This window comes from Streptomyces sp. H27-H1 (assembly GCF_026627445.1).
Classification (GTDB): Bacteria; Actinomycetota; Actinomycetes; order Streptomycetales; family Streptomycetaceae; genus Streptomyces.
In genome coordinates, this window is sequence record NZ_JAPNLJ010000012.1 from 187,930 (window position 1) to 214,067 (window position 26,138).

Annotated in this window: 22 protein-coding genes; 20 read left to right on the forward strand and 2 right to left on the reverse strand. The window is 72.3% G+C overall.

Translation table 11 applies throughout. The features are described from left to right. Positions 1-38: 38 nt before the first annotated feature. The 6 genes from OTB20_RS16050 to OTB20_RS16075 all read left to right on the forward strand — a co-directional run bounded on the left by OTB20_RS16050 (position 39) and on the right by OTB20_RS16075 (position 6,909). Positions 39-1,037 (forward strand): ABC transporter permease, encoded by a 999-nt coding sequence (locus OTB20_RS16050; protein WP_267818126.1) that lies wholly within the window; start codon positions 39-41, stop codon positions 1,035-1,037. Continuing rightward, positions 1,034-2,155 carry an ABC transporter ATP-binding protein gene (locus OTB20_RS16055; protein WP_267818128.1) on the forward strand — a complete coding sequence of 374 codons (1,122 nt, stop codon included), beginning with the start codon at positions 1,034-1,036 and terminating at the stop codon, positions 2,153-2,155. The genes OTB20_RS16050 and OTB20_RS16055 overlap by 4 nt, the downstream gene beginning before the upstream one ends. Positions 2,156-2,160: 5 nt before the next feature. Beyond that, the gene (locus tag OTB20_RS16060) at positions 2,161-3,276 is read left to right on the forward strand and encodes an ABC transporter ATP-binding protein (protein ID WP_267818130.1); all 1,116 of its coding nucleotides are present in this window, start codon (positions 2,161-2,163) and stop codon (positions 3,274-3,276) included. A 293-nt stretch (positions 3,277-3,569) separates the two neighbouring features. Next, a complete protein-coding gene (locus OTB20_RS16065; RefSeq protein ID WP_267752181.1) occupies positions 3,570-4,226 on the forward strand; it encodes a trimeric intracellular cation channel family protein in 657 nt (218 codons plus the stop codon). A gap of 71 nt (positions 4,227-4,297) precedes the next feature. Further along, the gene (locus OTB20_RS16070; RefSeq protein ID WP_267818131.1) at positions 4,298-5,149 is read left to right on the forward strand and encodes a thioesterase family protein; all 852 of its coding nucleotides are present in this window, start codon (positions 4,298-4,300) and stop codon (positions 5,147-5,149) included. 596 nt (positions 5,150-5,745) lie between these two features. Then, complete coding sequence (locus tag OTB20_RS16075; protein WP_267752183.1) at positions 5,746-6,909, forward strand: cysteine desulfurase family protein; 1,164 nt, start codon at positions 5,746-5,748, stop codon at positions 6,907-6,909. A 28-nt stretch (positions 6,910-6,937) separates the two neighbouring features. Here the strand turns inward: OTB20_RS16075 and OTB20_RS16080 are convergent, their stop codons facing one another. Continuing rightward, positions 6,938-7,615 (reverse strand): N-acetylmuramoyl-L-alanine amidase, encoded by a 678-nt coding sequence (locus OTB20_RS16080; RefSeq protein WP_267818132.1) that lies wholly within the window; start codon positions 7,613-7,615, stop codon positions 6,938-6,940. A 70-nt stretch (positions 7,616-7,685) separates the two neighbouring features. On the opposite strand from OTB20_RS16080, the gene mnmA reads away from it, so the two are divergent. Beyond that, complete coding sequence (gene mnmA / locus OTB20_RS16085; protein WP_267818133.1) at positions 7,686-8,822, forward strand: tRNA 2-thiouridine(34) synthase MnmA; 1,137 nt, start codon at positions 7,686-7,688, stop codon at positions 8,820-8,822. A gap of 66 nt (positions 8,823-8,888) precedes the next feature. Here mnmA and OTB20_RS16090 read toward each other — a convergent pair whose 3' ends face one another. Then, entirely contained in the window at positions 8,889-9,815 is a 927-nt protein-coding gene (locus tag OTB20_RS16090) for an NADP-dependent oxidoreductase (RefSeq protein WP_267818134.1), read from the reverse strand. A gap of 133 nt (positions 9,816-9,948) precedes the next feature. Here OTB20_RS16090 and OTB20_RS16095 point away from each other — a divergent pair, with 133 nt between their 5' ends. The 13 genes from OTB20_RS16095 (at position 9,949) to gatB (ending at position 25,976) form a co-directional block, all read left to right on the forward strand. Beyond that, entirely contained in the window at positions 9,949-10,962 is a 1,014-nt protein-coding gene (locus OTB20_RS16095; protein WP_267818135.1) for a GlxA family transcriptional regulator, read from the forward strand. 61 nt (positions 10,963-11,023) lie between these two features. Continuing rightward, on the forward strand, positions 11,024-14,407 hold the full coding sequence (locus OTB20_RS16100; RefSeq protein ID WP_267818137.1) for a S8 family peptidase: 3,384 nt from the start codon (positions 11,024-11,026) through the stop codon (positions 14,405-14,407). Positions 14,408-14,509: 102 nt separating this feature from the next. Then, entirely contained in the window at positions 14,510-14,854 is a 345-nt protein-coding gene (locus OTB20_RS16105) for a DUF1330 domain-containing protein (protein WP_267818138.1), read from the forward strand. 2 nt (positions 14,855-14,856) lie between these two features. Next, entirely contained in the window at positions 14,857-15,018 is a 162-nt protein-coding gene (locus tag OTB20_RS16110) for a hypothetical protein (RefSeq protein ID WP_267818139.1), read from the forward strand. 189 nt (positions 15,019-15,207) lie between these two features. Then, positions 15,208-15,897, forward strand: a complete 690-nt coding sequence (locus OTB20_RS16115) for an SDR family oxidoreductase (protein WP_267752189.1) — start codon at positions 15,208-15,210, stop codon at positions 15,895-15,897. Continuing rightward, complete coding sequence (locus OTB20_RS16120) at positions 15,894-16,889, forward strand: methionine synthase (RefSeq protein ID WP_267818140.1); 996 nt, start codon at positions 15,894-15,896, stop codon at positions 16,887-16,889. Before OTB20_RS16115 ends, OTB20_RS16120 begins: the two co-directional genes overlap by 4 nt. Positions 16,890-16,920: 31 nt before the next feature. Continuing rightward, entirely contained in the window at positions 16,921-19,131 is a 2,211-nt protein-coding gene (ligA, locus tag OTB20_RS16125; protein WP_267818141.1) for an NAD-dependent DNA ligase LigA, read from the forward strand. A gap of 387 nt (positions 19,132-19,518) precedes the next feature. Continuing rightward, positions 19,519-21,732, forward strand: coding sequence for a putative bifunctional diguanylate cyclase/phosphodiesterase (locus OTB20_RS16130; protein WP_267818143.1), 2,214 nt, complete (start codon positions 19,519-19,521; stop codon positions 21,730-21,732). Continuing rightward, positions 21,729-22,193, forward strand: coding sequence for a nucleoside 2-deoxyribosyltransferase domain-containing protein (locus tag OTB20_RS16135; protein ID WP_267818145.1), 465 nt, complete (start codon positions 21,729-21,731; stop codon positions 22,191-22,193). The genes OTB20_RS16130 and OTB20_RS16135 overlap by 4 nt, the downstream gene beginning before the upstream one ends. Positions 22,194-22,402: 209 nt before the next feature. Then, a complete protein-coding gene (gene gatC, locus OTB20_RS16140) occupies positions 22,403-22,699 on the forward strand; it encodes an Asp-tRNA(Asn)/Glu-tRNA(Gln) amidotransferase subunit GatC (protein WP_007266718.1) in 297 nt (98 codons plus the stop codon). 5 nt (positions 22,700-22,704) lie between these two features. Then, the gene (gene gatA / locus OTB20_RS16145; protein ID WP_420716410.1) at positions 22,705-24,204 is read left to right on the forward strand and encodes an Asp-tRNA(Asn)/Glu-tRNA(Gln) amidotransferase subunit GatA; all 1,500 of its coding nucleotides are present in this window, start codon (positions 22,705-22,707) and stop codon (positions 24,202-24,204) included. Continuing rightward, complete coding sequence (locus OTB20_RS16150; RefSeq protein WP_267752194.1) at positions 24,201-24,452, forward strand: hypothetical protein; 252 nt, start codon at positions 24,201-24,203, stop codon at positions 24,450-24,452. Before gatA ends, OTB20_RS16150 begins: the two co-directional genes overlap by 4 nt. A gap of 15 nt (positions 24,453-24,467) precedes the next feature. Then, positions 24,468-25,976, forward strand: a complete 1,509-nt coding sequence (gatB, locus tag OTB20_RS16155; RefSeq protein WP_267752195.1) for an Asp-tRNA(Asn)/Glu-tRNA(Gln) amidotransferase subunit GatB — start codon at positions 24,468-24,470, stop codon at positions 25,974-25,976. Positions 25,977-26,138 lie beyond the last annotated feature (162 nt).

Consider the following 26,138-nt stretch of genomic DNA (forward strand, 5'->3'; position numbering starts at 1 on the left):
GAAGAGGGCGTCCCCGGGCCGCAGCCAGGCCGAGCGCAGTGCTTGCATATCTCATACGGCGGATCTTCGCCGTCATCGTCATGCTGTTGGTCATCTCGCTGGTGACCTTCGGAATCTTCTTCCTCTTCCCGAAAATGATCGGGACGGACCCGGCCCTTTACTTCGTCGGCAAGCAGTCCGACCCCGCCGCCATCGAGGGCATCCGGCAGAAGATGGGTCTCGACGACCCGATCCTCGTCCAGTTCGGCAAGTTCGTCGTCGGGCTGGTGGCGGGTCGCACGTACGCCAACGGCAACGACGTCACGCAATGCGCCGCGCCCTGCTTCGGCTACTCCTTCAAGACCGAGCAGGAGGTGTGGCCGCTGCTGACCGACTGGTTGCCCGTCACCCTCTCGCTCGCCGCCGGAGCCGTCGTGCTCTGGGTGATCGGCGGCATCGCCGCCGGCATCATCTCCGCCCTCAAGCGCGGTACGGTCCTGGACCGTTCGGTGATGGGCATCGCCCTCGGCGGTGTCTCCCTCCCGATCTACTTCACCGGCATGCTCGCCATCGCGCTCTTCTCCGACCAGCTCGGCTGGTTCGGGAGGCCGAACAAGACCTTCGCCGAGGATCCGGGCACCTGGTTCAACGGCATGGTCCTGCCGTGGATCTCACTCGCCTTCCTCTACGCGGCGATGTACGCGCGACTCACCCGCGCGACCATGCTGGAAGTGCTCAACGAGGACTACATCCGCACCGCGCGCGCCAAGGGGCTGACGGAACCCGTCGTCATCGGCAAGCACGCGATGCGCTCGACCATGACGCCGATCCTGACCGTCCTGGGCCTCGACCTGGGCGCGCTGATGGGCGGCGCGGTCCTCACCGAGTACACCTTCTCGCTGCACGGCCTCGGCTACAGCGCCGTCCGCGCCATCAGCGAACACGACCTGCCGGTCATTCTCGGCATCACCTTGATCTCCGCCTTCTTCGTCGTCGTGGCCAACCTCGCCGTCGACCTCTTGTACGCGGTGATCGACCCCCGAGTGAGGCTGTCATGACCGATTCGACGACCGCCGCCGTGACGGGCGCACTGAACGAGCCCGTCGCCTCCGGCGCCCCCGGCACCGCGTTCCTCGACGTACGCGACCTCAAGGTGCACTTCCCCACGGAAGACGGCCTGGTCAAGTCCGTGGACGGGCTCTCCTTCACGCTGGAGAAGGGCAAGACCCTCGGCATCGTCGGCGAGTCCGGCTCCGGCAAATCGGTGACCTCGCTGGGCATCATGGGCCTGCACCGGGTCGGCCAGTACGGCCGCCAGCGGGCCCGGATCTCCGGCGAGATCTGGCTCGACGGCAAGGAACTGCTCTCCAGCCCCGAGGAGGAGGTGCGCAAGCTCCGCGGCAAGGAGATCGCGATGATCTTCCAGGACCCGCTGTCGGCGATGCACCCCTACTTCACGGTCGGCAAGCAGATCGCCGAGGCCTACCGGGTCCACAACAAGGCCGACAAGAAGACCGCCCGCAAGCGGGCCGTCGACCTCCTCGACCGCGTGGGCATCCCCGAGCCGCACAAGCGCGTCGACAGCTACCCGCACGAGTTCTCCGGCGGTATGCGCCAGCGCGCGATGATCGCGATGGCGCTGGTCAACAACCCCGAACTGCTCATCGCGGACGAGCCCACCACCGCCCTCGACGTCACCGTCCAGGCGCAGATCCTCGACCTGATCCGCGACCTGCAGAAGGAGTTCGGCTCCGCGGTCATCATGATCACGCACGACCTCGGCGTGGTCGCGGAGATGGCCGACGACCTGCTCGTGATGTACGGCGGCCGGTGCATCGAGCGGGGCAGCGCGGAGAAGGTGTTCTACGAACCCCGGCACCCGTACACCTGGGGCCTGCTCGGCTCGATGCCGCGCATCGACCGGGACCAGACCGAGCGCCTCATCCCGGTCAAGGGCTCGCCGCCCAGCCTGATCAACATCCCGAGCGGCTGCGCCTTCAACCCCCGGTGTCCGTACGCCGACCTCCCCAAGGGGAACGTCACCCGCACCGTACGGCCCGAGCTGGCCCTCGTCGACGGATCCGCCGAGGGTGCCGGCCGGCACTGGGCCGCCTGCCACCTCTCCCCGGAGCAGCGGGACCGGATCTGGACCGAAGAGATTGCGCCGAAGCTGTGACCGACATGACTGTGCCCAATGACAACAGGAACGACGCGACCGCGGTCGCCGTCCCGGCCCAGGCGGCGGACTCCCCGGAGCCGCTGCTCAGGGTGACCGGACTGGTCAAGCACTTCCCCATCTCCAAGGGGCTGCTGCGCCGCCAGGCCGGTGCCGTGAAGGCCGTCGACGGGCTCGACTTCGAGGTCTATCCCGGTGAGACCCTCGGCATCGTCGGCGAGTCCGGCTGCGGCAAGTCGACCATGGGCCGGCTGATCACCAGGCTGCTCGAACCGACCGGCGGAAAGATCGAGTTCGAGGGCAGGGACATCACGCACCTGAGCGTGGCGGGCATGCGCCCGATGCGCCGCGACGTGCAGATGATCTTCCAGGACCCGTACGGCTCGCTGAACCCGCGGCACACGGTGGGCACCATCGTCAGCGCCCCGTTCAAGCTCCAGGGCGTCAAGCCGGAGGGCGGCCTCAAGGCGGAGGTCCAGCGGCTGCTGTCCCTCGTGGGCCTCAACCCCGAGCACTACAACCGCTACCCGCACGAGTTCTCCGGCGGCCAGCGCCAGCGCATCGGCATCGCCCGCGCCCTGGCCCTGAAGCCGAAGCTGGTCGTCGCCGACGAACCGGTCTCGGCGCTCGATGTCTCCATCCAGGCCCAGGTGGTCAACCTGCTGGACGACCTCCAGCAGGAGCTCGGCCTCACCTACGTGATCATCGCGCACGACCTGTCGGTCATCCGGCACGTCTCGGACCGGATCGCGGTCATGTACCTCGGCAAGATCGTCGAGCTCGCCGACCGCAAGTCCCTCTACGAGGCTCCGATGCACCCGTACACCACGGCCCTGATGTCGGCCGTCCCGGTGCCGGACCCGCGCAGGCGCGGAGCGAAGAGCGGCCGCATCCTGCTCAAGGGCGACGTACCGTCGCCGATCTCGCCGCCGAGCGGCTGCCGCTTCCACACCAGGTGCTGGAAGGCGACCCGGCTCTGCACCACGCAGGAGCCCCCGCTCGTCGCGCTCAAGACCGGGCACCAGGTGGCCTGCCACCACCCGGAGAACGCCCCCGACCAGGCCCCGGGCGACCCGGCCCTCCCGAGCGCCGCAGAAGCGACAGCCACCCCCACGGCCTGACCCCACCCCGGCGCCGCCCGCCCCGGCAACGGACGGCGCCGGCAAAGTCAGGCCCTCGGCGGGGCTGCGGCAGTCCCCTCTGCCGACGGACCTGCACCGGCAAATTCAGCCTCGCCGGCGTTTGGGGCGCGGGGGTTCGGGGGCGGAGCCCCTGACGGCGGCGCCGCACCCGGCTTCGGTCCGTGCCCGGACGGGCCGCCGCCCGGCCCCGCAGGGGCCGGTGGAGCCCCCGGGCGGGGTGGCTACACCCCACCCGTTCAGGCCCGCTGCCAATCGACCGGCAGAATGAGCCGGTGCTCCACGATCTCTTCCCGCCCGGAGTCCAGCACAGCCTGGACCTCGCGGGCATCTTCGTCTTCGCCACGGCCGGCGCCCTGCTCGCCGTACGCAAGAACTTCGACGTCTTCGGCATCGTCGTCCTCGCGCTCGTCACGGCCCTCGGCGGCGGCCTGTTCCGCGACATCGTCATCGGTGCGACTCCCGCCGCCGCCTTCAGCGATCTCGGGTTCTTCGTCACCCCGCTGATCGCCTCCGCGCTCGTCTTCTTCCTGCACCCCGAGGTCCAGCGCATCAACCGCGCCATCAACGTCTTCGACGCGGCCGGCCTCGGGCTGTTCTGCGTGACGGGCACGACCAAGGCGTACGAGTACGGCCTCGGCCTCACCGCGTCCGCCGCGCTCGGCCTGGCGACCGCCGTCGGCGGGGGCGTCCTGCGCGACGTCCTCGTCAACGAGGTGCCCTCGCTGCTGCGCGACCGGGAGATGTACGCCGTGCCGGCCGTCATCGGCGCCTCGATGGTGGCCCTCTTCATCAGCTTCGACACGCTGAACGCCATCACGACGGGCCTGGCGATCGTCACCACCTTCGTGCTGCGGCTGCTGGCCATCCGTTACCACTGGCGGGCACCGCTCGCGTGGAACCGCCGCTCGTCGGTGGCGGAGGAGCCGTAGCCGCCGCGCCGCCTCATCGGACCCCGCTAGGAAAGCTACCGCTTAGTAGGTAGCGGGTGTAAGGTCGTTCCATGTCACACGCAGCTGCCAAGGCCTCCATCGGCGACAGCGAGTTCGACCGCGACACCACCGTCACCGCCCGCGCGGACGAGCCCGGTGTGTACGACGCGGACCTCTCCGCCGGGTGGACGATCATCACCGCCGTCAACGGCGGCTACCTCCTGGCCCTCGTCGGCCGCGCCCTGTCCTCGGCACTGCCGCACCCGGACCCCTTCACGGTCTCCGCGCACTACCTGACCTCGTCGGTACCCGGCCCCGCCGTGATCCGCACCGAAGTCGTACGGGTCGGCCGCACGCTCTCCGCCGGACAGGCCTCCCTCTTCCAGTTCGACGAGAACGGTGCCGAGATCGAGCGGATCCGCGTGCTGGCCTCCTACGGCGACCTCTCTGCGCTCCCGGACTCCGTCCACACCACGGCCCTCCCGCCCGTCATGCCCGCCTACGAGGACTGCCTCGGCCCCGAGGCCGGCCCGGCCCCGATCCCCGGCAGCTCGGCGATCGTGGACCGGCTCCGGCTGCGCCTGGACCCGGCGACGGCCGGCTGGGCCGTCGGACAGCCGTCCGGCAAGGGCGAGATGCGGTCCTGGTTCGAACTGGCCGACGGGCGCGACGCGGACCCCTTCTCCCTCCTCCTGGCGGTGGACGCACTCCCGCCGACCTCCTTCGACCTCGGCCTGCTCGGCTGGACCCCGACCGTGGAACTCACCACCCACGTCCGCCGGCGCCCGGCGCCCGGCCCGCTCCGCGTAGCCATCACCACCCGCAACCTGGCGGGCGGCTTCCTCGAGGAGGACGCGGAGGTCTGGGACTCGGCGGACCGCCTGGTGGCCCAGTCCCGCCAACTGGCCCGCGCCCCGCGCTGAGCCACCCCTTTTCGACGCGCCGCTCGCACGGCTCGGCCCCGGAGGGCCGCTCCTTTGTGACGCGCCGCTCGCACGGCTCGGCCCCGGAGGGCCTCACCGGCTTCGCGCCGCTGCGCCGAACTCCGTCCGGCGGGTGGCCGGGCGGAGTTGTCGCCGGCGCCGTCCAGGGCGGGACCGGTGGGCGGGTGCGGGTGGCGCGCCCTGCGGGGCTCGTTCCCCTACCCACCCTTCGCCCGTTCCCCGGGGCTACGCCCGGACCTCCCGTTCTGCGGACCCGTTCCCCGGAGCCCTTCCCTGGGGCTGCGCCCCGGATCCGTTCCCGTTCCCGGGGGCTGCGCTCCGGGACCCACTCCCGTTCCCTCGGGTCGGCCCCGGACCTGCGCACCTCACGGCGGCGGTCCGGGAAATTCCAGCCCCGCCGGCGTTTGAGGCGCGGGGTCTGGGGCGGAGCCCCAGGGGCCTTGGGTGCGGCCCGGGCTTCGGGGGTGGCGGGCGGGAGTTGTGCGGGTCACGGCCGGTACTGGGGCTTCGTCCCGGGGCCCGGGGGCACCCGGCTGGGAATCGGGGGTACGGGGGACTCGTAGAATCAGGGGATCATGGCCTACCTCGACCACGCCGCCACCACCCCGATGCTGCCGGAGGCCGCTGCGGCGATGACCGCGCAGTTCGCCGTCACGGGCAACGCGTCCTCCCTGCACGCCGCCGGCCGCCGCGCCCGCCGCACCGTCGAGGAGGCCCGTGAGGCCCTCGCCGAAGCGCTCGGGGCGCGTCCGAGCGAGGTGGTGTTCACCGCCGGCGGCACCGAGGCCGACAACCTCGCCGTCAAGGGGATCTACTGGGCCCGCCGCGACGCCGACCCCGCCCGCACCCGCGTCCTCGCCAGCCCCGTGGAGCACCACGCCGTCCTCGACGCCGTGCACTGGCTCGCCGAGCACGAGGGCGCACAGGTGGAGTACCTGCCGGTGGACCGCTACGGGCGCGTGCACCCCGACGCCTTCCGCGAGGCCGTCGCGCGCAACCCCGACGACCTCGCCCTCGCCACCGTCATGTGGGCCAACAACGAGATCGGCACCGTCATGCCGATCGAGGAACTTGCCGCCATCGCCCGGGAGTTCGGCGTCCCACTACACTCCGACGCCGTCCAGGCCTTCGGTCAGCTCGATGTCCGCTTCGGCGACAGCGGCCTCGCCGCGATGACCGTCAGCGGCCACAAGGTCGGCGGACCGTACGGCATCGGCGCACTGCTGCTCGGCCGCGACCAGAGCCCCGTACCCGTCCTGCACGGCGGCGGTCAGGAGCGGCACGTCCGCTCCGGCACCCTCGACGTCCCGGCCATCGCCGCCTTCGCGGTGGCCGCCGTGCTCGCCGCCGAGCGGCGCGAACGGTTTGCCGCCGAGATCGGCGCCCTGCGCGACACACTCGTCGCCGCCGTGCTCCGCGAGGTACCCGACGCGGTCCTGGGCGGCGACCCGGACGGCCGGCTCCCCGCCAACGCGCACTTCAGCTTCCCGGGCTGCGAGGGGGACTCCCTGCTGCTCCTGCTCGACGCCCAGGGCATCGAGTGCTCCACCGGCTCGGCCTGCACGGCGGGCGTGGCGCAGCCCAGCCACGTACTGCTGGCCACCGGCACCGATCCCCGCCTCGCCCGCGGGACCCTGCGCTTCTCCCTCGGCCACACCTCCACGCGGGCCGACGTGGACGCGGTCGCCGCCGCCATCGGCCCGGCCGTGGCCCGCGCCCGCACGGCGGGGCTCAGTTAGGGCGGGGTTCAGTCAGGGCGGGGCCCGGTCAGGACGTGCCGTCGGCGCCGGCCTCGTTGATCATGCGGATGTAGCGGTTCCAGTCCCAGTGGCGGCCGGGATCCGTGTGGTCGGCTCCCGGCACCTCGGAGTGGCCGACTATGTGTTCACGGTCGGCCGGTATCCCGTACCGCCTGCAGATGTCGGCGGCGAGCCGCGCCGAAGCCTCGTACATCGCGTCCGTGAAATCCCGCGGCCGGTTCACGAACCCGACGTGCTCGATGCCGACGCTGCGCTCGTTCATGGAGCGGCTGCCCGAATGGAAGGCGACGTCGAGCTCGCGCACCATCTGCTCGACGTGGCCGTCCCCGCCGACTATGTAGTGCGCCGACGCCCGGTGGAACGGATTCTTGAAGGCGTCCACCGACGAGCCGAAGCTGCCCTGGGTGACGTGGACGACGATCCGGTCCACCCGGTAGTCGGCGGGCCGGTCCGCCATCCGCCAGTTCGCCGGAGAGGCCGCCGTCCACGTCGCCCCCACGTGGTCCAGTTCGCCGTCCCGTCTCGGCTTGGAGACCCCGGGTACCAGCCACCAGGCCCGGCCGAGCTCGTCGCGCCCGGCGACCGCCGCCACCGCCAGCACCCCGAGCCCGCCGAACAGCACCGCCCTGCGGGTCCGCCCCGGCCGCTTGGCCCCCGTACCGCCCTTGTCGCTCCTGCTCCCCATGGTGATCCACCCCCTGCCAGCGAGAACGCGCTGTGACCCCGCGCGGTTCCCCCGTACCCTGGACGGTGCCATGACTGAGAATCTGCCGAGCGCCACCCGCCCCCTTCGCATCCTTGCCGCCATGTCCGGCGGCGTGGACTCCGCCGTCGCCGCCGCCCGGGCGGTCGAAGCCGGGCACGACGTGACCGGTGTCCACCTCGCCCTCTCCGCGAATCCGCAGTCCTTCCGGACCGGCGCCCGCGGCTGCTGCACGATCGAGGACTCCCGCGACGCCCGCCGTGCCGCCGACGTCATCGGCATCCCGTTCTACGTCTGGGACCTCGCCGAGCGCTTCCGCGAGGACGTCGTCGAGGACTTCATCGCCGAGTACGAGGCCGGGCGCACCCCGAACCCCTGCCTGCGCTGCAACGAGAAGATCAAGTTCGCCGCGCTGCTCGACAAGGCCCTCGCCCTCGGCTTCGACGCCGTCTGCACCGGCCACTACGCCACCGTCGTCCTGACCGAGGACGGCACGCGCGAGCTGCACCGCGCCTCCGACATGGCCAAGGACCAGTCGTACGTCCTCGGCGTCCTCGACGAGAAGCAGCTCGCCCACGCGCTCTTCCCGCTCGGCGACACCCTCACCACCAAGGAAGAGATCCGCGCCGAGGCCGAGCAGCGGGGCCTGGCCGTCGCGAAGAAGCCCGACAGCCACGACATCTGCTTCATCGCCGACGGCGACACCCAGGGCTTCCTCGCGAACCGACTCGGCAAGGCCGAGGGCGACATCGTCGACGAGGTCACCGGCGAGAAGGTCGGCACCCACGAGGGCGCCTTCGGATTCACCATCGGCCAGCGCAAGGGCCTGCGGATCGGCCACCCGGCCCCCGACGGCAAGCCGCGCTACGTCCTCGACATCTCCCCGGTGAACAACACCGTCACCGTCGGCCCCGTCGAGGCCCTCGACGTCACCGCCCTCACCGCGATCCGCCCCCGCTGGTGCGGCTCCACCGCCGCCGCCCCGGGCACGTACACCGCGCAGCTGCGCGCCCACGGCGGCGAGACCGAGGTCTTCGCCGAGCTGGTCGAGGGCGAACTGCGCGTCCGCTTCGCCGAGCCGGTCCGCGGAGTCGCCCCCGGCCAGGCGATCGTCCTCTACGACGGCACCCGCGTGGTCGGCTCCGCCACCATCTCCGCGACGACGCGGGCCACGGCGGCCGCGGTCTAGGACGGCGCGGGCCCCGGTCGGGCCGGGCCCCGGCCGGGCCCGGCCCCAGCGCCCCGGGGGGCCCGGTCAGGCCACCGTCAGCACGATCTTGCCGGTGGTCCGGCCGCGCTCGCCGATCTCGTGCGCCTTCGCGGCCTCGGCCAGCGGCAGCACGGTGTCGACGACCGGCCGCAGCCGGCCCTCTTCCACCAGCGCGGCCACGGCCTTGAGACCCGCGTAGTCCGGCTCCACCAGCGTCCAGCCGGTGTGCACCCCGGGCGCGTCCGCCGGTACGTCGTCCGGGCTCGGCAGGGTCACCAGGTGCCCGCCGGGCTTGAGGACCGCCAGGGAACGCTGCCCGTAGTCCCCGCCGACGGAGTCCAGCACGATGTCGACGGGCGCGCCGACGGCCTCGGCGAAGTCGGCCGAGTGGTAGTCGATCAGCTCGTCGGCGCCCAGGGAGCGCAGCAGCTCGTGCTTGCCGGCGCTGGCGGTGCCGATCACGTACGCCCCGTAGGCCTTGGCGATCTGCACCGCGAGGTGGCCCACGCCGCCCGCCGCCGCGTGGATCAGCACCCGCTGCCCGGCGGTGAGGCCCGCCGTGTCGACCAGCGACTGGTAGGCGGTCAGGGCCGCCAGCGGCAGCGCGGCCGCCGCGGTGTGGTCGATGTTCGCGGGCTTGCGGACGAAGTGCCGGGCCGGGGCCGTCACGTACTCGGCGTACGCGCTCGCCTGGTGCGGGAAGCGCGGCATGCCGAAGACCTCGTCGCCCGGCTGGAACAGGGTCACGCCCGGGCCGACGGCCTCGACCGTGCCGGACACGTCCCAGCCGACGGCCGGGACCGGGCCCCAGGAGATCAGGCCGCCGGTGGCGCGGGTCTTCCAGTCGACCGGGTTGACGCCCGCCGCGCGGACCCGCACCAGGATCTCGGCGGGGGCCGGCTCCGGCCGGTCCAGCTCGGTCTCGGTGAGTACTTCGGGTCCGCCCCACTGGCTGACGACGACGGCACGCATGGATGTCTCCTCTGGTCGATTCCCGCGGTTTTCGCAGGTCCCGGCGGTCTTCCGCCGCCCGGGGACCCCAGCCTGGCCGTACGCGGCTCCGCGAGGAACTGGCCGTACGGCCACTATGTGACAGAATCTGGCCATGGACTCGCCGACCCCGCCCCGACCGCCGCGCCCGCACCGCATCGCCGTGCTCGCCCTCGAAGGGGTTCCCCCGTTCGAGCTGGGCATGCCGTCCAGGGTGTTCGGCAATGCCTTCGACGAGGCCGGGAACCCGCTCTACGAGGTCACCGTCTGCACCGCCGACGGCGAGCCCGTGACCAGCGACGCCGGATTCACCGTCGGGGTCCGCTCCGGCCCCGAGGCGCTGGCCGCCGCCGACACGGTGGTCGTCCCGCCCACCCACGCCATGGACGGGCTGATGCGGGGCGCCCCGCTGCCGCCGGAGCTCGTGGACGCCCTGGCCTCGATCCGCCCCGGCACCCGCATCGTCTCCATCTGCACGGGCTCCTGCGTCCTGGCCGCGGCCGGGCTGCTCGACGGCCGGCCCGCTACCACGCACTGGGCGCACGCTCCCGCCTTCCAGCGGGCCTTCCCGCTGGTCAAGCTCGACGAGGACGTGCTCTTCGTCGACGACGGGGACATCCTGACCTCGGCGGGCGTCGCGGCCGGGGTCGACCTCTGCCTGTACCTGATCCGCGGCGACCACGGCACGGCCGTCGCCAACCGGGCCGCGCGGCTGTGCGTCGTACCGCCGTGGCGGGACGGCGGCCAGGCCCAGTACATCGACCGGCCCGTCCCCGAACCCACGCTCGCCACCACCACCGCCACCCGGGCCTGGGCCCTGGAACGGCTCTCCGAGCCGATCGCCCTGGCCGAGCTGGCCGCCCACGCCCGGATGAGCCTGCGCACCTTCACCCGCCGCTTCCGCGACGAGGTCGGCATGACCCCGGTGCAGTGGATCACCGGCCAACGCCTCGAAGTGGCACGACAGCTGCTGGAGGCCAGCGACCTCCCCGTCGACCTGGTCGCCCACCGCTCCGGCTTCGGCTCGGCCAACTCCCTGCGCCAGCACATGCGCTCCACCCTCGGTATCTCCCCGATCGCCTACCGGCGCACCTTCCAGCCCAACTCCCCTGCCCCTACGCACCATTGATGCACCGTCAGGACATCGGCATACTGCGTGGCCCTGCACTCTTCTGCTCAGGGGGAACCACGTGCGCAACCACCAGGCCAGGGCGGGGGCGGCCGCTTCGATCGCGGCGGCCGCAGCCCTCGCGCTCGCGGCGGGGCTGACCACCCCGGCCGCCGCGACGCCCGCGACCGGCCCGTCAGGCACACGATCCGCGACCGCGTCGTCAGCCGCGAACTCCCCGCACTCCGCGACCACCCGCGTCACCCTCGTCACCGGCGACCGGGTCGTCCTCGACGCCGACGGCGAGCCCATCGCCCTCGAACGCGCCCCGGGCCGCGAGCACATACCGTTCTCGATGCGCCGCGACAACGGCCACACCAGCGTCCTGCCGTACGACGCCCAGCCGCTGATCCGCGCCGGGAAGCTCGACCCCCGCCTGTTCGACGTCACCGAACTGAACCGCCCCGAGTACCGGGCCCACCCGGACGGCCGGCTCCAGCTGATCGTCGGCTACCAGGGCCCCGCCCCCGCCGCCCGGTCCGCCCTGCGGACCGTCGGCGGCCTCGAGGTCACCGGGACCTATCCCATCCTCGACGCCGAGGCCGTCAGCGCGGCCCCCCGCGCCGCCGCCGCCCTCTGGGAGGCGCTCACCGACCCCCGGCGGGACGTCGGGGGCCGCGCCGCGGCCCCGGGCATCGCCACGGTCTGGCTCGACGCCGTACGCACCGCCACCCTGGACAAGAGCACCCGGCAGATCGGCGCCGACCGGGCCTGGGCCGCCGGGTACGACGGCGCCGGCGTGAAGATCGCCGTCCTCGACACCGGCATCGACGCCACCCACGCCGACCTCGCGGGCAAGGTCGTCGCCGAACAGAATTTCTCCGCCGCCGCGGACGCCGCGGACCACTTCGGCCACGGCACGCACGTCGCCTCCATCGCCGCCGGTAGCGGGGCCCGCTCGGCCGGCGCCTTCAAAGGCGTCGCCCCCGGCGCGAAGCTCCTGAACGGCAAGGTCCTCGACGACCGCGGCTCCGGCCGCGACTCCTGGATCCTCGCCGGCATGGAATGGGCCCTCGCCCAGGGCGCCGACATCGTCAACCTCAGCCTCGGCGGCCCCGACACCCCCCAGCTCGACCCGCTCGAAGCGGCCGTCGGCAGACTCAGCGCCGAGACGGGGGTGCTGTTCGCCGTCGCGGCGGGCAACAGCGGCCGCCGCGGCCCCGGCACCGTCAACTCCCCGGGCACCGCGGACGCCGCGCTCACCGTCGGCGCCGTCGACGACGCCGACGCCCTCGCCCCCTTCTCCAGCACCGGCCCGCGCGTCGGCGACGGCGGAGTCAAGCCGGACGTCACCGCCCCCGGCGTGGACATCACCGCGGCCGCCGCCCCCGGCAGCGTCATCGAGCGCGAGAGCGGCCAGGACCCGGCCGGCTACCTGACCATCTCCGGCACCTCCATGGCCACCCCGCACGTCGCGGGGGCCGCCGCCCTGCTCAAGCAGCAGCATCCGCAGTGGAAGGGCGCCGAGCTCAAGGGCGCGCTGACCGGCTCGGCCAAGGGCGCCGCGTACACCCCGTACCAGCAGGGCACCGGCCGGATCGCCGTCGACGGCGCGCTGGGCCAGAGCGTGGTCGCCCAGACGGCGGCGCTGACCTTCGACACGCAGCGCTGGCCGCACGCGGACGACACCCCGCAGTCCCGGAAGATCACCTACCGGAACCTCGGCTCCGTACCCGTCACCCTCGACCTCACCGTCGCGGGCAGCGGCCCCGGCGGCGCGCCCGCGCCCGAGGGCTTCTTCGCCCTCGGCGCCGGCCGGCTCACCGTCCCCGCGGGCGAAACCGCCGAGACCGCGCTGACCGTGGACACCCGGCTCGGCGGCACGGTGGACGGCACGTACAGCGCGTACACCACCGCGACCGTCACCGGCGGAGGCCAGCGGGTGCGTACGGCCGCCGTCGCCGAACGCGAGGCCGAGTCCTACGACCTGACGCTCCGCCACCTCGCCCGCGACGGGAAACCGGCCAAGGACTACTCCACCACCGTCCAGGGCACCAGGGGCAGTGCGGCGGCCCGCCGCTTCGAGGCCTACGACGCCTCCGGCACCGTCACCCTGCGCGTCCCCAAGGGCGGCTACCTGCTCGACGCCTCCCTCGTCGTCGACCCGCTCGACCTCACCAAGGGCGCCGACTGGATCGTCCAACCCCGGCTCGACGTCACCGCCGACACCACGGTCACGCTCGACGCGCGCACCACCCGCCCGGTGGAGATCACGGTCCCGTCGAAGTCGGCGCAGGCCCAGTTCGTGATGCCCACCTACACGCTGCGCGAGGGCGACGCCAGTTACGACTTCGGCTTCTGGCTCGACTCGCTCACCGGGTTCCGCAGCCGGCAGCTGGGCCCGCAGCCCGCGCCCGGCACGCTCCGCCAGCAGTGGGACGTGCACTGGGCGGACGGCGCCTCCGCGGAGTACCACGCGGTGCTGGGAGGCCCCGTGAAGAACCTCGCCACCGGCTACACCCGGCACCTCAAGCACCGGGACCTGGCGGCCCTGGTCGTCGGCCAGGGCGCCTCGGCCCCGGGCAAGGAGGGCACGCTCGTCGCGATGGGAAACCTCCCGGGCAGCCGGTCCGGGAGCTCGATGTCCTTCCGGCGGCCACTGCCGAACACGGCCACGCTCTACGTGTCCTCCCTCGACGAGGTGACCTGGGACCTGCTCTTCACCCAGAGCGCCGGCCACGACGAGAACGGCTTCCCGCGGGAGGAGGCGGCCTACGAGGCGCAGGGCGGGCGCACCTTCGAGGGCGGTCGCACCTACCGCGAGCGCTTCAACGCGGCGGTCTTCGCACCTCGCACCGACGCCGCGCACGGGGTGCTGCGCGAGGGCGGCTCGATCGCGGGCTCCGTACCGCTGCTGGCGGACGGCGCGAACCACGCGGGCGGGTTCCACGACGCCACCGGCAGCACCGTCCTGCGCCGCGACGGAGTCGAGGCGGGCCGCAGCGAGAGCCCGCTGGAGTCGAGCGAGCCGTTCGCGGTCCCGCCGGGCGAGGCCTCGTACGAGCTCACCACCACCACCCGGCTGCGCCCGGAACTCTCCGGGACCTCCTCCGAGACCACGGCGACCTGGTGGTTCCGCTCGAAGGAGACGGCCGAACCCACCCCGATCCCCGTCTCGGTGGTCCGCTTCGACGCCCGCCCGGCCCTGGACGGCACCCTGCCCGCGGGCCGCACGGCGAACTTCCCGGTCACCGTCCAGGGCCCGGCGGCCACCGCCCCCGCCTCCCTGCGGGTCCAGGTCTCCTACGACGAGGGCCGCACCTGGCGCCCGCTCCACGTCCGGGACGGCAGGGTCGAGGTCCGCACCCCGGCCAAGGGCGGCACGGTATCCCTGCGCGCCGCCGTCACCGACCGCTCGGGCAACAAGTCGGAGGTGACCGTCCTGCGCGCGTACCTCGCCGGCTGACACCCGCCGCCCGCCGATGACCCCGGAGGTAATCGACCCCGGGGCGCCGACGGGGCAGGATCGGACCAACAAGCCGATCCCGCAGGGAAGAAGAGGCCAGAGATGACCGCCTACGCCATCGCCCACATACGCCCCGAGACCATGAACGAGGACATCCTCCGCTACATCGAGGAGATCCAGGCCACCATGGACCCCTTCGACGGCCGCTTCATCGTCCACGGCCGCGAGGTCGAGGTCATGGAGGGCAGCTGGCCCGGCACGATCGTGATGATCGCCTTCCCGGCCCTGGAGGCCGCCCGCGCCTGGTACGCGTCGCCCGCCTACCAGGCACTGATCCCGCTGCGCGCCGACCACATCGCGGGAGACATCATCCTCGTCGACGGCGTCCCCCCGGACTACGACGCCGCGAAGACGGCCGCCACCCTCCGCACGGCGGCGGGCCTGTAGCGATGGGAAGCCGGTCCAGCTACCTCGTCGACGGCCGCCGGTACCAGTCCTCCCACGGCGCCGTCGGCGTGGACCTCGACCTCCTCGCCGGGCCGGGGGTGTCCGCCCACCGCGCGGCAAAGGCCCGCGAGGTGATCAACCCGGCCCGCGCGTCAGCCCTCTGACCTGGCCGGAGCGGGATGGACACGCCGGCGGAAAGAGTCCGCTGCTTCCCCCGGACCCCTCCGCGAGGACCGCCCCTGACAGCGGACTCACGCGGTCGGCGCCGGATGCCGCCCCTCGGTGTTCGGGCCGCATCCGCGGGGCCGCCGCCGCGGGCCGGCGGTGGTGGGTGGGGTGCGAGCATGGACCGTATGGCTACTCACCTGATCACCGGTGCCGGATCCGGCATCGGCGCCGCCGTCGCGGCCCGCCTCCACGCCCGCGGCGACGACCTCGTCCTGCTCGCCCGCGACGCCGCCCGCGGCAAGCAGCTCACCGAGCGGTTCCCGGGATCCCGCGCTCTCGTCGGGGACCTCGCGGACCCCGACCGGCTCTCCTGGGCCTTCTCCAAGCAGGCCGTCCCGGAGCGGATCGACTCGCTCCTGCACATCGCCGGCACCGTGGACCTCGGGCCGGTGGGGGAGCTGCGGCCCAAGACCTGGCACCAGCAGCTCAACATCAACCTCATCGCCCCCGCCGAGGTGACCCGGCTGGTGCTCCCCACCCTGCGCGCCTCCCACGCCACCGTCGTCTTCGTGAACTCCGGCGCCGGGCTCGCCGCCCACGCCGACTGGAGCGCCTACGCCGCCTCCAAGCACGGACTGAAGGCCCTCGCCGACTCCCTGCGCGCCGAGGAGAAGGAGAACGGCATCCGCGTCACCTCCGTCTACCCGGGCCGCACCGCCACGCCCATGCAGGCCAAGGTCCGCTCCCAGGAGGGCGAGTCCTACGACCCCGCCGACTGGATCGACCCCGAGTCCGTGGCGACCACCATCGTGATGGCCGTCGACCTGCCCCGCGACGCCGTGGTCAGCGACCTCACCGTCAGGCCCGGCCGATGAGCGCGAGCCGCACCGGCGGAGCCACCGGAGTCGGCTCGCTCCCCGGCGGTGACGCCCGCGAAGCCGCCAAGACCGTCACCGGCTCCTTCGAGGAGTTCCCGTACCTCGCCGAGCTGCCCGCCCGGGGCCCGGGCGCGGACATGATCGGCCGTTCCCTCGGACTGCTCGTCGACATGCACGCGCACGTGGAGCCGAGCGGCTGGCGGATCAGCGACCGCCCCGGCCGCGACAGCAAGCGCTCCCGCTCCTGGCTCGGCGAGGACCTCGACGCCCTGGAGGAGTTCACCCAGGGGTACGAGGGCAGGCTGAAGGTCCAGGCCGTCGGCCCGTGGACGCTGGCCGGCGCCCTGGAACTGCACGGCGGCGAGGCCATGCTCCAGGACCCGGGCGCCTGCCGGGACCTGGCCGGATCCCTCGCCGAAGGCGTGCGCGCCCACCTGGCCGACGTACGGGGCCGCATCCCCGGCGCCGAGATCGTGCTCCAGTACGACGAGCCCTCGCTCACCTCGGTCCTGCTCGGCAGGGTGCGCTCCGCCAGCGGCTACCGCACGTACCGCGCCGTCGACCGGCAGGTCGTCGAGGGGACGCTGCGCGAGCTGTTCGCCGTCCACGACGGGGAGGTCATCGTCCACTCCTGCGCGCCCGAAGTGCCTTTCGGTCTGCTGCGACGCGCCGGGGTCTCGGGCGTGTCGTTCGATTTCTCCTTGCTCACCGAGCGCGAGGATGACGCCATCGGGGAAGCCGTCGAAGCCGGCACCAAACTCTTCGCCGGAGTGGTGCCCGGGACCGACGGCCCGTTGTCGGACCCGGGCGGTAGCGTCATGGGTGTCAGGAAGCTTTGGCGCAGGCTGGGGCTGACCCCGGGGACTCTCGCGGAGTCCGTCGTGGTCACCCCGTCGTGCGGTCTGGCGGGCGCTTCGCCCGCCTACGCGCGGGCGGTTCAGGCGCACTGCGTCAGGGCGGCGAGGTCGCTCGCCGACAACCCTGAGTGATGGATCAAGACGGGTCACGGGAGGACACGGCATGGCAGCCGAACAGAAGCAGGGCAGCGACACGGCCGTACCGGCGGCACTGCGCGAGCAGCACGCGCTGATCGCCGAGCAGGTCGAGGAGCACCGCTTCCGGTACTACGTGAACGACCAGCCGGTCGTCAGCGACGCCGAGTTCGACAAGCTGCTGCGCTCGCTGGAGGCACTGGAGGAGGAGTACCCGGAGCTGCGCACGCCCGACTCGCCCACCCAGAAGGTGGCCGGGGCGTACGAGACGGACTTCGCCTCCGTAGTGCACCGCGAGCGGATGCTCTCTCTCGACAACGCCTTCGACGACGAGGAACTGGCGTCCTGGGCCGAGCGTGTGGCCCGGGACGCCAACACCTCCGACTACCACTACCTCTGCGAGCTGAAGGTGGACGGCCTCGCCGTCAACCTCACCTACGAGAACGGCCGCCTGACCCGCGCGGCCACCCGCGGCGACGGCCGCACGGGCGAGGACATCACACCCAACGTCCGCACCATCGCGGAGATCCCCGACCGGCTCAAGGGCGACCGGATCCCGGACCTGGTCGAGATCCGCGGCGAGGTCTTCTTCCCGATGGAGAAGTTCGAGGAGCTCAACGCCCGCCTGGTCGAGGCCGAGGGCAAGCCCTTCGCCAACCCGCGCAACGCGGCGGCCGGTTCGCTGCGCCAGAAGGACCCGAAGGTCACCGCGAGCCGCCCGCTGCACATGGTCGTGCACGGCATCGGCGCCCGCGAGGGCTTCGAGATCGAGTACCAGTCGCAGGCGTACGAGCTGCTGCACGAGTGGGGTCTGCCGACCGCCCAGCACAACAAGGTGGTCTCCTCCCTCGCCGAGGTCCGGGAGTTCATCGCCTACTTCGGTGAGAACCGGCACTCGGTCGCGCACGAGATCGACGGGGTCGTCGTCAAGCTCGACGAGATCGCCCTCCAGGGCCGGCTCGGCTCCACGGCCCGCGCGCCGCGCTGGGCGATCGCCTGGAAGTACGCGCCCGAGGAGGTCAACACCAAGCTGATCGACATCAAGGTCGGCGTGGGCCGCACCGGGCGCGTGACCCCGTACGCCCAGGTGGAGCCGGTGACGGTGGCGGGCTCGGAGGTCGAGTTCGCGACGCTGCACAACCAGGAGGTCGTCAAGGCCAAGGGCGTGCTCATCGGGGACACCGTCGTCCTGCGCAAGGCGGGCGACGTCATCCCGGAGATCCTCGGGCCGGTGGTGGACCTGCGGGACGGCAGCGAGCGGGAGTTCGTGATGCCGACCGAGTGCCCCGCGTGCGGGACGGCGCTGCGGCCCATGAAGGAGGGGGACATCGACGTCCGGTGTCCCAACGCCCAGACGTGCCCGGCCCAGTTGCGCGAGCGGATCTTCTACCTGGGCGGCCGGCAGTCCCTGGACATCGAGAACTTCGGCATGGTGGCGGCCGCCGCGCTGACCAGCCCGCTGGAGCCCGCCCAGCCGCCGCTGCTGGACGAGGGGGACCTGTTCGGTCTGACCATCGAGCAGCTGCTCCCCATCAAGGCGTACGTCCTGGACCCGGACAGCGGGCTCCCCAAGCGGGACCCGAAGACCGGTGAGCCGAAGATCGTCACGGTCTTCGCGAACCAGAAGGGCGAGCCGAAGAAGAACGCCCTGTCGATGCTCGAGAACATCGCGGCGGCCAAGGAGCGTCCGCTCGCCCGCATCATCAACGGTCTGTCGATCCGTCACGTCGGACCGGTCGCGGCACAGGCCCTCGCCCGCGAGTTCCGGTCGATCGAGCGCATCGAGCAGGCCACCGAGGAAGAGCTGACGGCCACCGACGGGGTCGGCGCGATCATCGCGGCCTCCCTCAAGGAATGGTTCGCCGTCGACTGGCACCAGGAAATCCTGCGCAAGTGGCGGGAAACCGGCGTCCGGATGGAGGAGGAGGGCTCCGGCAAGGAGGAGGGTCCGCGCCCACTGGAGGGACTGACCGTCGTCGTCACCGGCACTTTGCAGAGCCACACCCGGGACGGTGCGAAGGAGGCCCTGCAGAGCCGCGGCGCCAAGGTGACGGGCTCCGTCTCGAAGAAGACCTCCTTCGTCGTGGTCGGCGACAATCCCGGCTCGAAGTACGACAAGGCAGTGCAGTTGAAGCTCTCCATCCTCGACGACGCCGGATTCGCCGTCCTGCTGACGGACGGTCCGGACGCGGCGCGCGAGGCCGCGCTCCCGGTGGACGGCGCCACCGAAGCGGAGTAGCGAAGGCGAACGGATGCGTGGCGTGCGGCCGTACGAGCGGGCGTGCGCCGGGCGCGGTCGGCGGTGGCACCCGGCGGCGAACGGCTGGTACCGGGCTCATGCGAGGCCGGTACAAGGCTGGTGGCGGGCCCGGGGCCTGTCGGATCATCGGACGGGCCATCAGGGGGCCTGGTCCAAACTCACCCGTTCGGCGGATACCGTACTGATGAGGATGGCTGGGTCGTATTCGGGCAACCGCCGCCGACCGCTGCCCCTGGGCGCCTCCCGCGTCCTACTGTTGAGGGGTGCGCCTGTCGTGCACGGCTGCTTGACGCGCTTCCAGCCGTGATGGCATGACATCGGGGCCATCGCGTGGCATCGGCATCGCCGGCTGTGAGAGGGACGGGCATGAAACCCACCGAAAGCGCCGACCCGTCACCAGGTTTCGGCGGGAAGTTCCCATCCATGCGGACGGGCCGGCTCGGTGTCCTGGGGGCCAGGACACCGCGAACGCGACCGCTCGACACCGGATCGGGCCGGGCGGGCGGGCACCTCGCGCTGCCCGTCGTCATCGTGGCCCTCGCCGCCATCGTGCTCGGCATCGGCATCATCACCGCGCTGACCAGCCGTCACGCCCTGTTCCCCGGCGGTCAGATCGGCTGGGCGCTCGCCCTGCTCACCGGCATCATCGTCGGCCACCTCGTCGCCCTCGGCCGTGACCGCTGGTGGGGCGGCACCGGATCGGGTGCGGCCCTGACCCTCGGCGTCCTCATCCTGTACGGATGGGTCCCCGCCGGCCTGGTCTCCCTCGCCGTGGTCTCCCTCGTCGGCGCCGCCCGCAGACACCGCTGGCGCCAGGGCCTGCTGCACGGAGCCACCGACATCCTCGGCATCGGCGCGGGCGCCCTCGTCCTCGCCGCGTTCGGCGAGTCCCCCTCCGTCGAGCAGCCGTGGCGGCCCACCGGCTGGACGCTCGACGCGGTCCCCGAGGTCATCCTGGTCGCCGTCGCGTACCTGCTCGTCACCCGCGTCCTGCTCTGGCTCGCCCTCGCCCCCAGCGGCGGGGGACTGCCCACGGTGGCCCGTACCGCACTCCTGCGCCAGGCCCTCGTCGCCGTCGCCCTCCTCGGCATCGCCCCGCTGATCTGCGTCGTCGCCGAATCACAGCCGGTGCTGCTGCCACTGTTCGCCGTACCGCTGATCGCGCTGGACTCCACCCTGTGGATCGCCCGCGCCCGCGCCGAGGAGCAGCTGCGGGACCCGCTCACCGGACTGCCGAACCGGCAGTGGCTGCTGGAACGCGCCTGGAGCGCACTCGACCAGGCCGAACGCATGGGCACCCGCTCGGCCCTGGTACTCATCGACCTGGACCGCTTCCGGGCGGTCAACGACACCCTCGGCCACCTCGCGGGCGACCGGCTGCTCCTGCAGATCGCGGACCGGCTGCGCCAGGCCCTGCCTCCGGACGCCGAGGCGGCCCGGCTCGGCGGCGACGAGTTCGCCGTCCTGCTGCCCATCGCCGACTCCACCACCAGCGCCCAGCGGGTCGCCCGCAACCTGGTCGCCGAGCTCAGCTCCCCCCTCGACCTCGACGGGCTCACCCTGGTCCTGGAGGCCAGCGCGGGCCTCGCCGTCTTCCCCGACCACGCGCTCGACGCGGAGGGACTGCTGCGCCGCGCCGACGTCGCGATGTACCAGGCGAAGCGCGACCGGACGGGAGTCGAGGTCTACGAGTCCAAGCGCGACAGCAACACCCCCGACCGGCTCGGCCTGCTGGGCGACCTGCGCCGGGCGCTGGACGCGGGCGAGGTGGAACTGCACTACCAGCCGAAGGTCCGGTTCGACGGCAAGGTGGCCGGGCTGGAAGCGCTCGTGCGCTGGGTGCACCCGGAGCGCGGACGGGTCTCGCCCGACGAGTTCATCGCGATCGCGGAAACCTCCGGGCTGATGCCGCACCTGACCGAGTACGTATTGGAGACCGCGCTCGCGCAGGTCGCCCGGTGGCGGGCCCAGGGCCTCAAGGTCCCGGTCGCCGTCAACGTGTCGCCGCGCGACGTCCACACACCCGGCTTCGCGGGCGCCGTGGCCGCGCGCCTCGCCCGGCACGGGGTCCCGGCGAGCGGGCTGCAGCTGGAGATAACGGAACACGTCCTGCTCGAGGACCCGCAGCGGGCCGCCGACACCATGGCCGGACTGACCGGCCACGGCGTGAAGATGTCCCTGGACGACTTCGGCACGGGCTACTCCTCCCTCGTCCACCTGCGGCGGCTGCCGGTCAGCGAACTGAAGATCGACCGCTCCTTCGTGGCCCGGCTCGCCGTCGACGCCCAGGACGCGGAGATCGTCCGCTGCACGGTGGACCTCGCCCACTCCCTCGGTCTGCTGGTCGTCGCGGAGGGCGTCGAGGACGACGAGACGTGGGAGCGGCTGCGCGACCTGGGCTGCGACGCCGTCCAGGGCTGGCTGGTCGCCGCCGCGATGCCCCCGCAGGAGGCCACGGCCTGGCTGCTGGCCCGCGGCGAGCGCGGCTGGCGCCGGCCCGCCGACATCAAGGCGGAGCTCGCGGCGCAGGCGGCGGCGCAGACTGCCGCCGTCCAGACGGCCGCGGCCCAGCCGCAGTGAGATACGTCGAAGCACCGACGGCGCACCGGCCCGCCGCGGGGGATCCGCCGTCGGTGTTCCTGGCGGGCGGGATCACGCACTGCCCGCCGTGGCAGTCGCGGGCGGCGGCCGCGCTCGCCGAATTCGTCGTGTTCAACCCGCGCCGGGCGGACTTCGACGTGTCCGACCCGGCGCAGACGGACATCCAGATCGCGTGGGAGTACGAGCACCTCGTCCGGGCGGACCTCACGCTGTTCTGGTTCCCCGCGTGTGAGCCTTCGCTGACCGTCCAGCCGATCACCCTGTACGAACTGGGGGCGGCGGCGGCCGCTCCCGCCCGCAGGCTGGTCGTCGGGACGGATCCCGGCTATCCGCGCTGCGCGGACGTCCACACCCAGCTGCGCCTCGCCCGCCCGGACCTCACGGTCCACCTCACCCTGCCGGCCACCCTGGCCGCGGCCCGCGCCGCTCTGACCGGCTGACGCCTGCCCTGCGGGGAGGGGGCAGGCCCCGCGCAGCGGCGTATGCGTCGACGGGGAACGGGTGGGGCGCAGCCCGCCGGAGGTGTGGAATCGGCCGCGCATGAGGGGCCCGTACCGCCTCCGGAGGAAACCGTTGCGTCGGCCGGGGGCCGGGCCCCATAGGATTGGGCCCGAAAGCTACACACTCACCACCCCCAGAGGATCGCTGCATGCCTGGCATCACGCGCGAGGAGGTCGCCCACCTCGCTCGGCTGGCCCGTCTGGAGCTGAAGAGCGAAGAGCTCGACCACTTCGCTGGACAGCTCGACGACATCATCGGCGCGGTCGCCCGCGTTTCCGAGGTCGCCGACCAAGACGTCCCGCCGACCTCCCACCCGCTGCCGCTGACGAACGTCATGCGCGCGGACGAGGTCCGTCCGTCGCTCACCCCCGAGCAGGCGCTTTCCGGCGCTCCCGCCCAGGAGCAGCAGCGTTTCAAGGTGCCGCAGATCCTGGGGGAGGACTAATCACCATGGCTGACATCAACATCATCAAGCTCACGGCCGCCCAGACCGCCGAGAAGATCGCTTCCGGCGAGCTCACGGCCGTCGAGGTCACCGAGGCCCACCTGGCCCGTATCGAGGCGACCGACGAGAAGGTCCACGCCTTCCTGCACGTCGACCGCGAGGGAGCTCTCGCCCAGGCGGCCGCCGTCGACGCCAAGCGCGCGGCCGGCGAGAAGCTCGGCCCGCTGGCCGGCGTACCGCTCGCCCTCAAGGACATCTTCACCACCGTCGGGATTCCCACCACCGTCGGTTCCAAGATCCTCGAAGGCTGGATCCCGCCGTACGACGCCACCTTGACGCGCCGGCTGAAGGAAGCCGACATCGTCATCCTCGGCAAGACCAACATGGACGAGTTCGCCATGGGGTCGTCGACGGAGAACAGCGCCTACGGGCCCACCGGCAACCCCTGGGACCTCACCCGGATCCCCGGCGGCTCCGGCGGCGGCTCCGCGGCCGCGCTGGCCGCCTTCCAGGCGCCGCTCGCGATCGGCACGGACACCGGCGGCTCCATCCGCCAGCCCGCCGCCGTCACCGGCACCGTCGGCGTGAAGCCCACGTACGGCGCGGTCTCCCGCTACGGCATGGTCGCCTTCTCCTCCTCCCTGGACCAGGGCGGCCCCTGCGGCCGCACGGTCCTGGACACGGCGCTGCTCCACGAGGTCATCGCCGGTCACGACCCGCTCGACTCCACCTCCATCGACGCCCCGGTCCCGCCGGTCGTCGAGGCGGCCCGCAACGGCTCCGTCGCCGGCATGCGCGTCGGTGTCGTCAAGCAGTTCGCCGGTGAGGGCTACCAGGCCGGCGTCGTCCAGCGCTTCAACGAGTCCGTCGTCCTGCTCAAGGAGCTCGGCGCCGAGATCGTGGAGCTGGACTGCCCGTCCTTCGACCTCGCGATGGCCGCGTACTACCTCATCGCGCCGTCCGAGGCCTCCTCGAACCTGGCCCGCTTCGACGCCATGCGCTACGGCCTGCGCGTCGGCGACGACGGCACCCGCTCCGCCGAGGACGTCACCGCCCTGACCCGCGAAGCCGGTTTCGGTGACGAGGTCAAGCGCCGCATCATCCTCGGTACGTACGCGCTCAGCTCCGGCTACTACGACGCGTACTACGGCTCCGCCCAGAAGGTCCGCACGCTCATCACGCGGGACTTCGAGAAGGCATTCGAGCAGGTCGACGTGATCGTTTCCCCGACCACGCCCACCACCGCCTTCCCGATTGGCGAGCGTTCCGACGACCCTCTCGCCATGTACCTCGCGGACCTGTGCACCATCCCGACCAACCTGGCCGGCAACTCCGCCATGTCGCTTCCCTGCGGCCTGGCCCCGGAGGACGGTCTCCCGGTCGGGCTCCAGATCATCGCCCCGGCGATGAAGGACGACCGCCTGTACAAGGTGGGTGCCGCAGTCGAGGCCGCCTTCGTCGAGCGCTGGGGACACCCGCTGCTTGAGGAGGCTCCGTCGCTGTGAGTTCGAATACGAGTGCGCTGTCCAAGGCCAAGGGCTTCAGGAAGTCCAAGTCCGGTACGTACCTGTCGATCGGCACCACCGCCTTCGGTGCCCTCAGTGTGGTCAAGCAGGCCAAGAAGGCCCGCACCGAGCACGACACGCTGAAGCTGCTCGACGCCGTCGTGTCCGCCGCCGCCATCGTCACCGGCCTCGCGATCCTGTACCGCGAGCTGAAGCGTCTCGGCGACGACGACGTCCTGCTGGGCTGAGAGGGAATTTCCACTGTGACTGTCATCGAACTGCTGTCGTACGAGGACGCCCTCGCGTCGTACGACCCCGTCATGGGCCTCGAGGTCCACGTCGAGCTCGGCACCAAGACCAAGATGTTCTGCGGCTGCTCGACCGAGCTGGGCGCCGAGCCCAACTCGCAGACCTGCCCGGTCTGCCTCGGTCTGCCCGGCGCGCTGCCGGTCGTCAACGAGATCGGCATCGAGTCCGCCATCAAGATCGGTCTCGCGCTGAACTGCGAGATCGCCGAGTGGTGCCGCTTCGCCCGGAAGAACTACTTCTACCCGGACATGCCGAAGAACTTCCAGACCTCCCAGTACGACGAGCCGATCGCCTTCAACGGCTTCCTCGACGTCCAGCTGGAGGACGGCGAGATCTTCCGCGTGGAGATCGAGCGCGCCCACATGGAGGAGGACACCGGCAAGTCGCTGCACGTCGGCGGCGCCACCGGCCGTATCCACGGCGCGTCCCACTCCCTGCTGGACTACAACCGCGCCGGCATCCCCCTCATCGAGATCGTCACCAAGCCGATCGAGGGCGCCGGCGAGCGCGCCCCCGAGGTGGCCAAGGCGTACGTGGCCGAACTGCGCGAGGTCATCAAGGCGCTCGGCGTCTCCGAGGCCCGCATGGACAAGGGCCAGATGCGCTGCGACGTCAACCTGTCGCTGCGCCCCACCCCCGAGTCCGAGCTGGGCACCCGCAGCGAGACGAAGAACGTCAACTCGCTGCGCTCGGTCGAGCGTGCGGCCCGCTTCGAGATCCAGCGCCACGCGGCGGTGCTCTCCTCCGGCGGCTCCATCGTGCAGGAGACCCGGCACTTCCACGAGGAGGACGGCTCCACCACGGCCGGCCGCATCAAGGACAACGCCGAGGACTACCGGTACTTCCCGGAGCCCGACCTGGTTCCGATCGCCCCGGCCCGCACCTGGGTCGAGGAACTGCGCTCCGGCCTGCCGGAGATGCCGCGCGTGCGCCGCAACCGCCTCCTGCAGGACTGGGGCGTCACCGAGCACGACATGCAGTCCATCCTCAACGCGGGCGCGGTGGACTCCATCGTCGCCACCATCGAGGCCGGCGCCGACTCCACGGCCGCCCGCAAGTGGTGGATGGGCGAGCTGGCGCGCAACGCCAACGAGCAGGGCGTCGTCGTCGACGAGCTGCCCATCACCCCCGTCCAGGTCGCGCGCGTCGCGGCTCTGGTCGCGGCTGGTGAGCTCAACGACAAGCTGGCCCGCAAGGTCCTCGAAGGCGTTCTCGCGGGAGAGGGCACCCCGGACGAGGTCGTCGAGAAGCGCGGCCTGAAGGTCGTCTCGGACGAGGGCGCGCTCGGCGCGGCCGTCGACGAGGCCATCGCGGGCAACGCGGGCATCGCCGACAAGATCCGCGGCGGCAAGATCGCCGCCGTCGGCGCGCTGGTCGGAGCGGTCATGAAGACCACCCGCGGCCAGGCCGACGCGGCACGCGTCAAGGAGCTCATCCTGGAGCGCCTGGGCGTCTGCGAGTAGCACCACCGTACGTACGCGGCGGCCCCGCACCGGTTCTCCGGTGCGGGGCCGCCGCGTTCCACCCGGGGGGTGCCCCTATGTCTTTCGTCAACCCCCGAGCCGCCTGGTTTGAGGTAGTTCATCCGTGTCGGGTTCATGCGGCGAGTTCGATGTTCTTCGGTT

Coding starts and splice junctions, on each gene's coding strand:
- OTB20_RS16055 (WP_267818128.1), top strand. CDS start 1,034: ATGACCGATTCGACGACCGCCGCCGTGACGGGCGCACTGAACGAGCCC.
- OTB20_RS16060 (WP_267818130.1), top strand. CDS start 2,161: ATGACTGTGCCCAATGACAACAGGAACGACGCGACCGCGGTCGCCGTC.
- OTB20_RS16070 (WP_267818131.1), top strand. CDS start 4,298: ATGTCACACGCAGCTGCCAAGGCCTCCATCGGCGACAGCGAGTTCGAC.
- OTB20_RS16075 (WP_267752183.1), top strand. CDS start 5,746: ATGGCCTACCTCGACCACGCCGCCACCACCCCGATGCTGCCGGAGGCC.
- OTB20_RS16080 (WP_267818132.1), bottom strand. CDS start 7,615: ATGGGGAGCAGGAGCGACAAGGGCGGTACGGGGGCCAAGCGGCCGGGG.
- mnmA (WP_267818133.1), top strand. CDS start 7,686: ATGACTGAGAATCTGCCGAGCGCCACCCGCCCCCTTCGCATCCTTGCC.
- OTB20_RS16090 (WP_267818134.1), bottom strand. CDS start 9,815: ATGCGTGCCGTCGTCGTCAGCCAGTGGGGCGGACCCGAAGTACTCACC.
- OTB20_RS16095 (WP_267818135.1), top strand. CDS start 9,949: ATGGACTCGCCGACCCCGCCCCGACCGCCGCGCCCGCACCGCATCGCC.
- OTB20_RS16105 (WP_267818138.1), top strand. CDS start 14,510: ATGACCGCCTACGCCATCGCCCACATACGCCCCGAGACCATGAACGAG.
- OTB20_RS16110 (WP_267818139.1), top strand. CDS start 14,857: ATGGGAAGCCGGTCCAGCTACCTCGTCGACGGCCGCCGGTACCAGTCC.
- OTB20_RS16115 (WP_267752189.1), top strand. CDS start 15,208: ATGGCTACTCACCTGATCACCGGTGCCGGATCCGGCATCGGCGCCGCC.
- OTB20_RS16120 (WP_267818140.1), top strand. CDS start 15,894: ATGAGCGCGAGCCGCACCGGCGGAGCCACCGGAGTCGGCTCGCTCCCC.
- ligA (WP_267818141.1), top strand. CDS start 16,921: ATGGCAGCCGAACAGAAGCAGGGCAGCGACACGGCCGTACCGGCGGCA.
- OTB20_RS16130 (WP_267818143.1), top strand. CDS start 19,519: ATGAAACCCACCGAAAGCGCCGACCCGTCACCAGGTTTCGGCGGGAAG.
- gatC (WP_007266718.1), top strand. CDS start 22,403: ATGCCTGGCATCACGCGCGAGGAGGTCGCCCACCTCGCTCGGCTGGCC.
- gatA (WP_420716410.1), top strand. CDS start 22,705: ATGGCTGACATCAACATCATCAAGCTCACGGCCGCCCAGACCGCCGAG.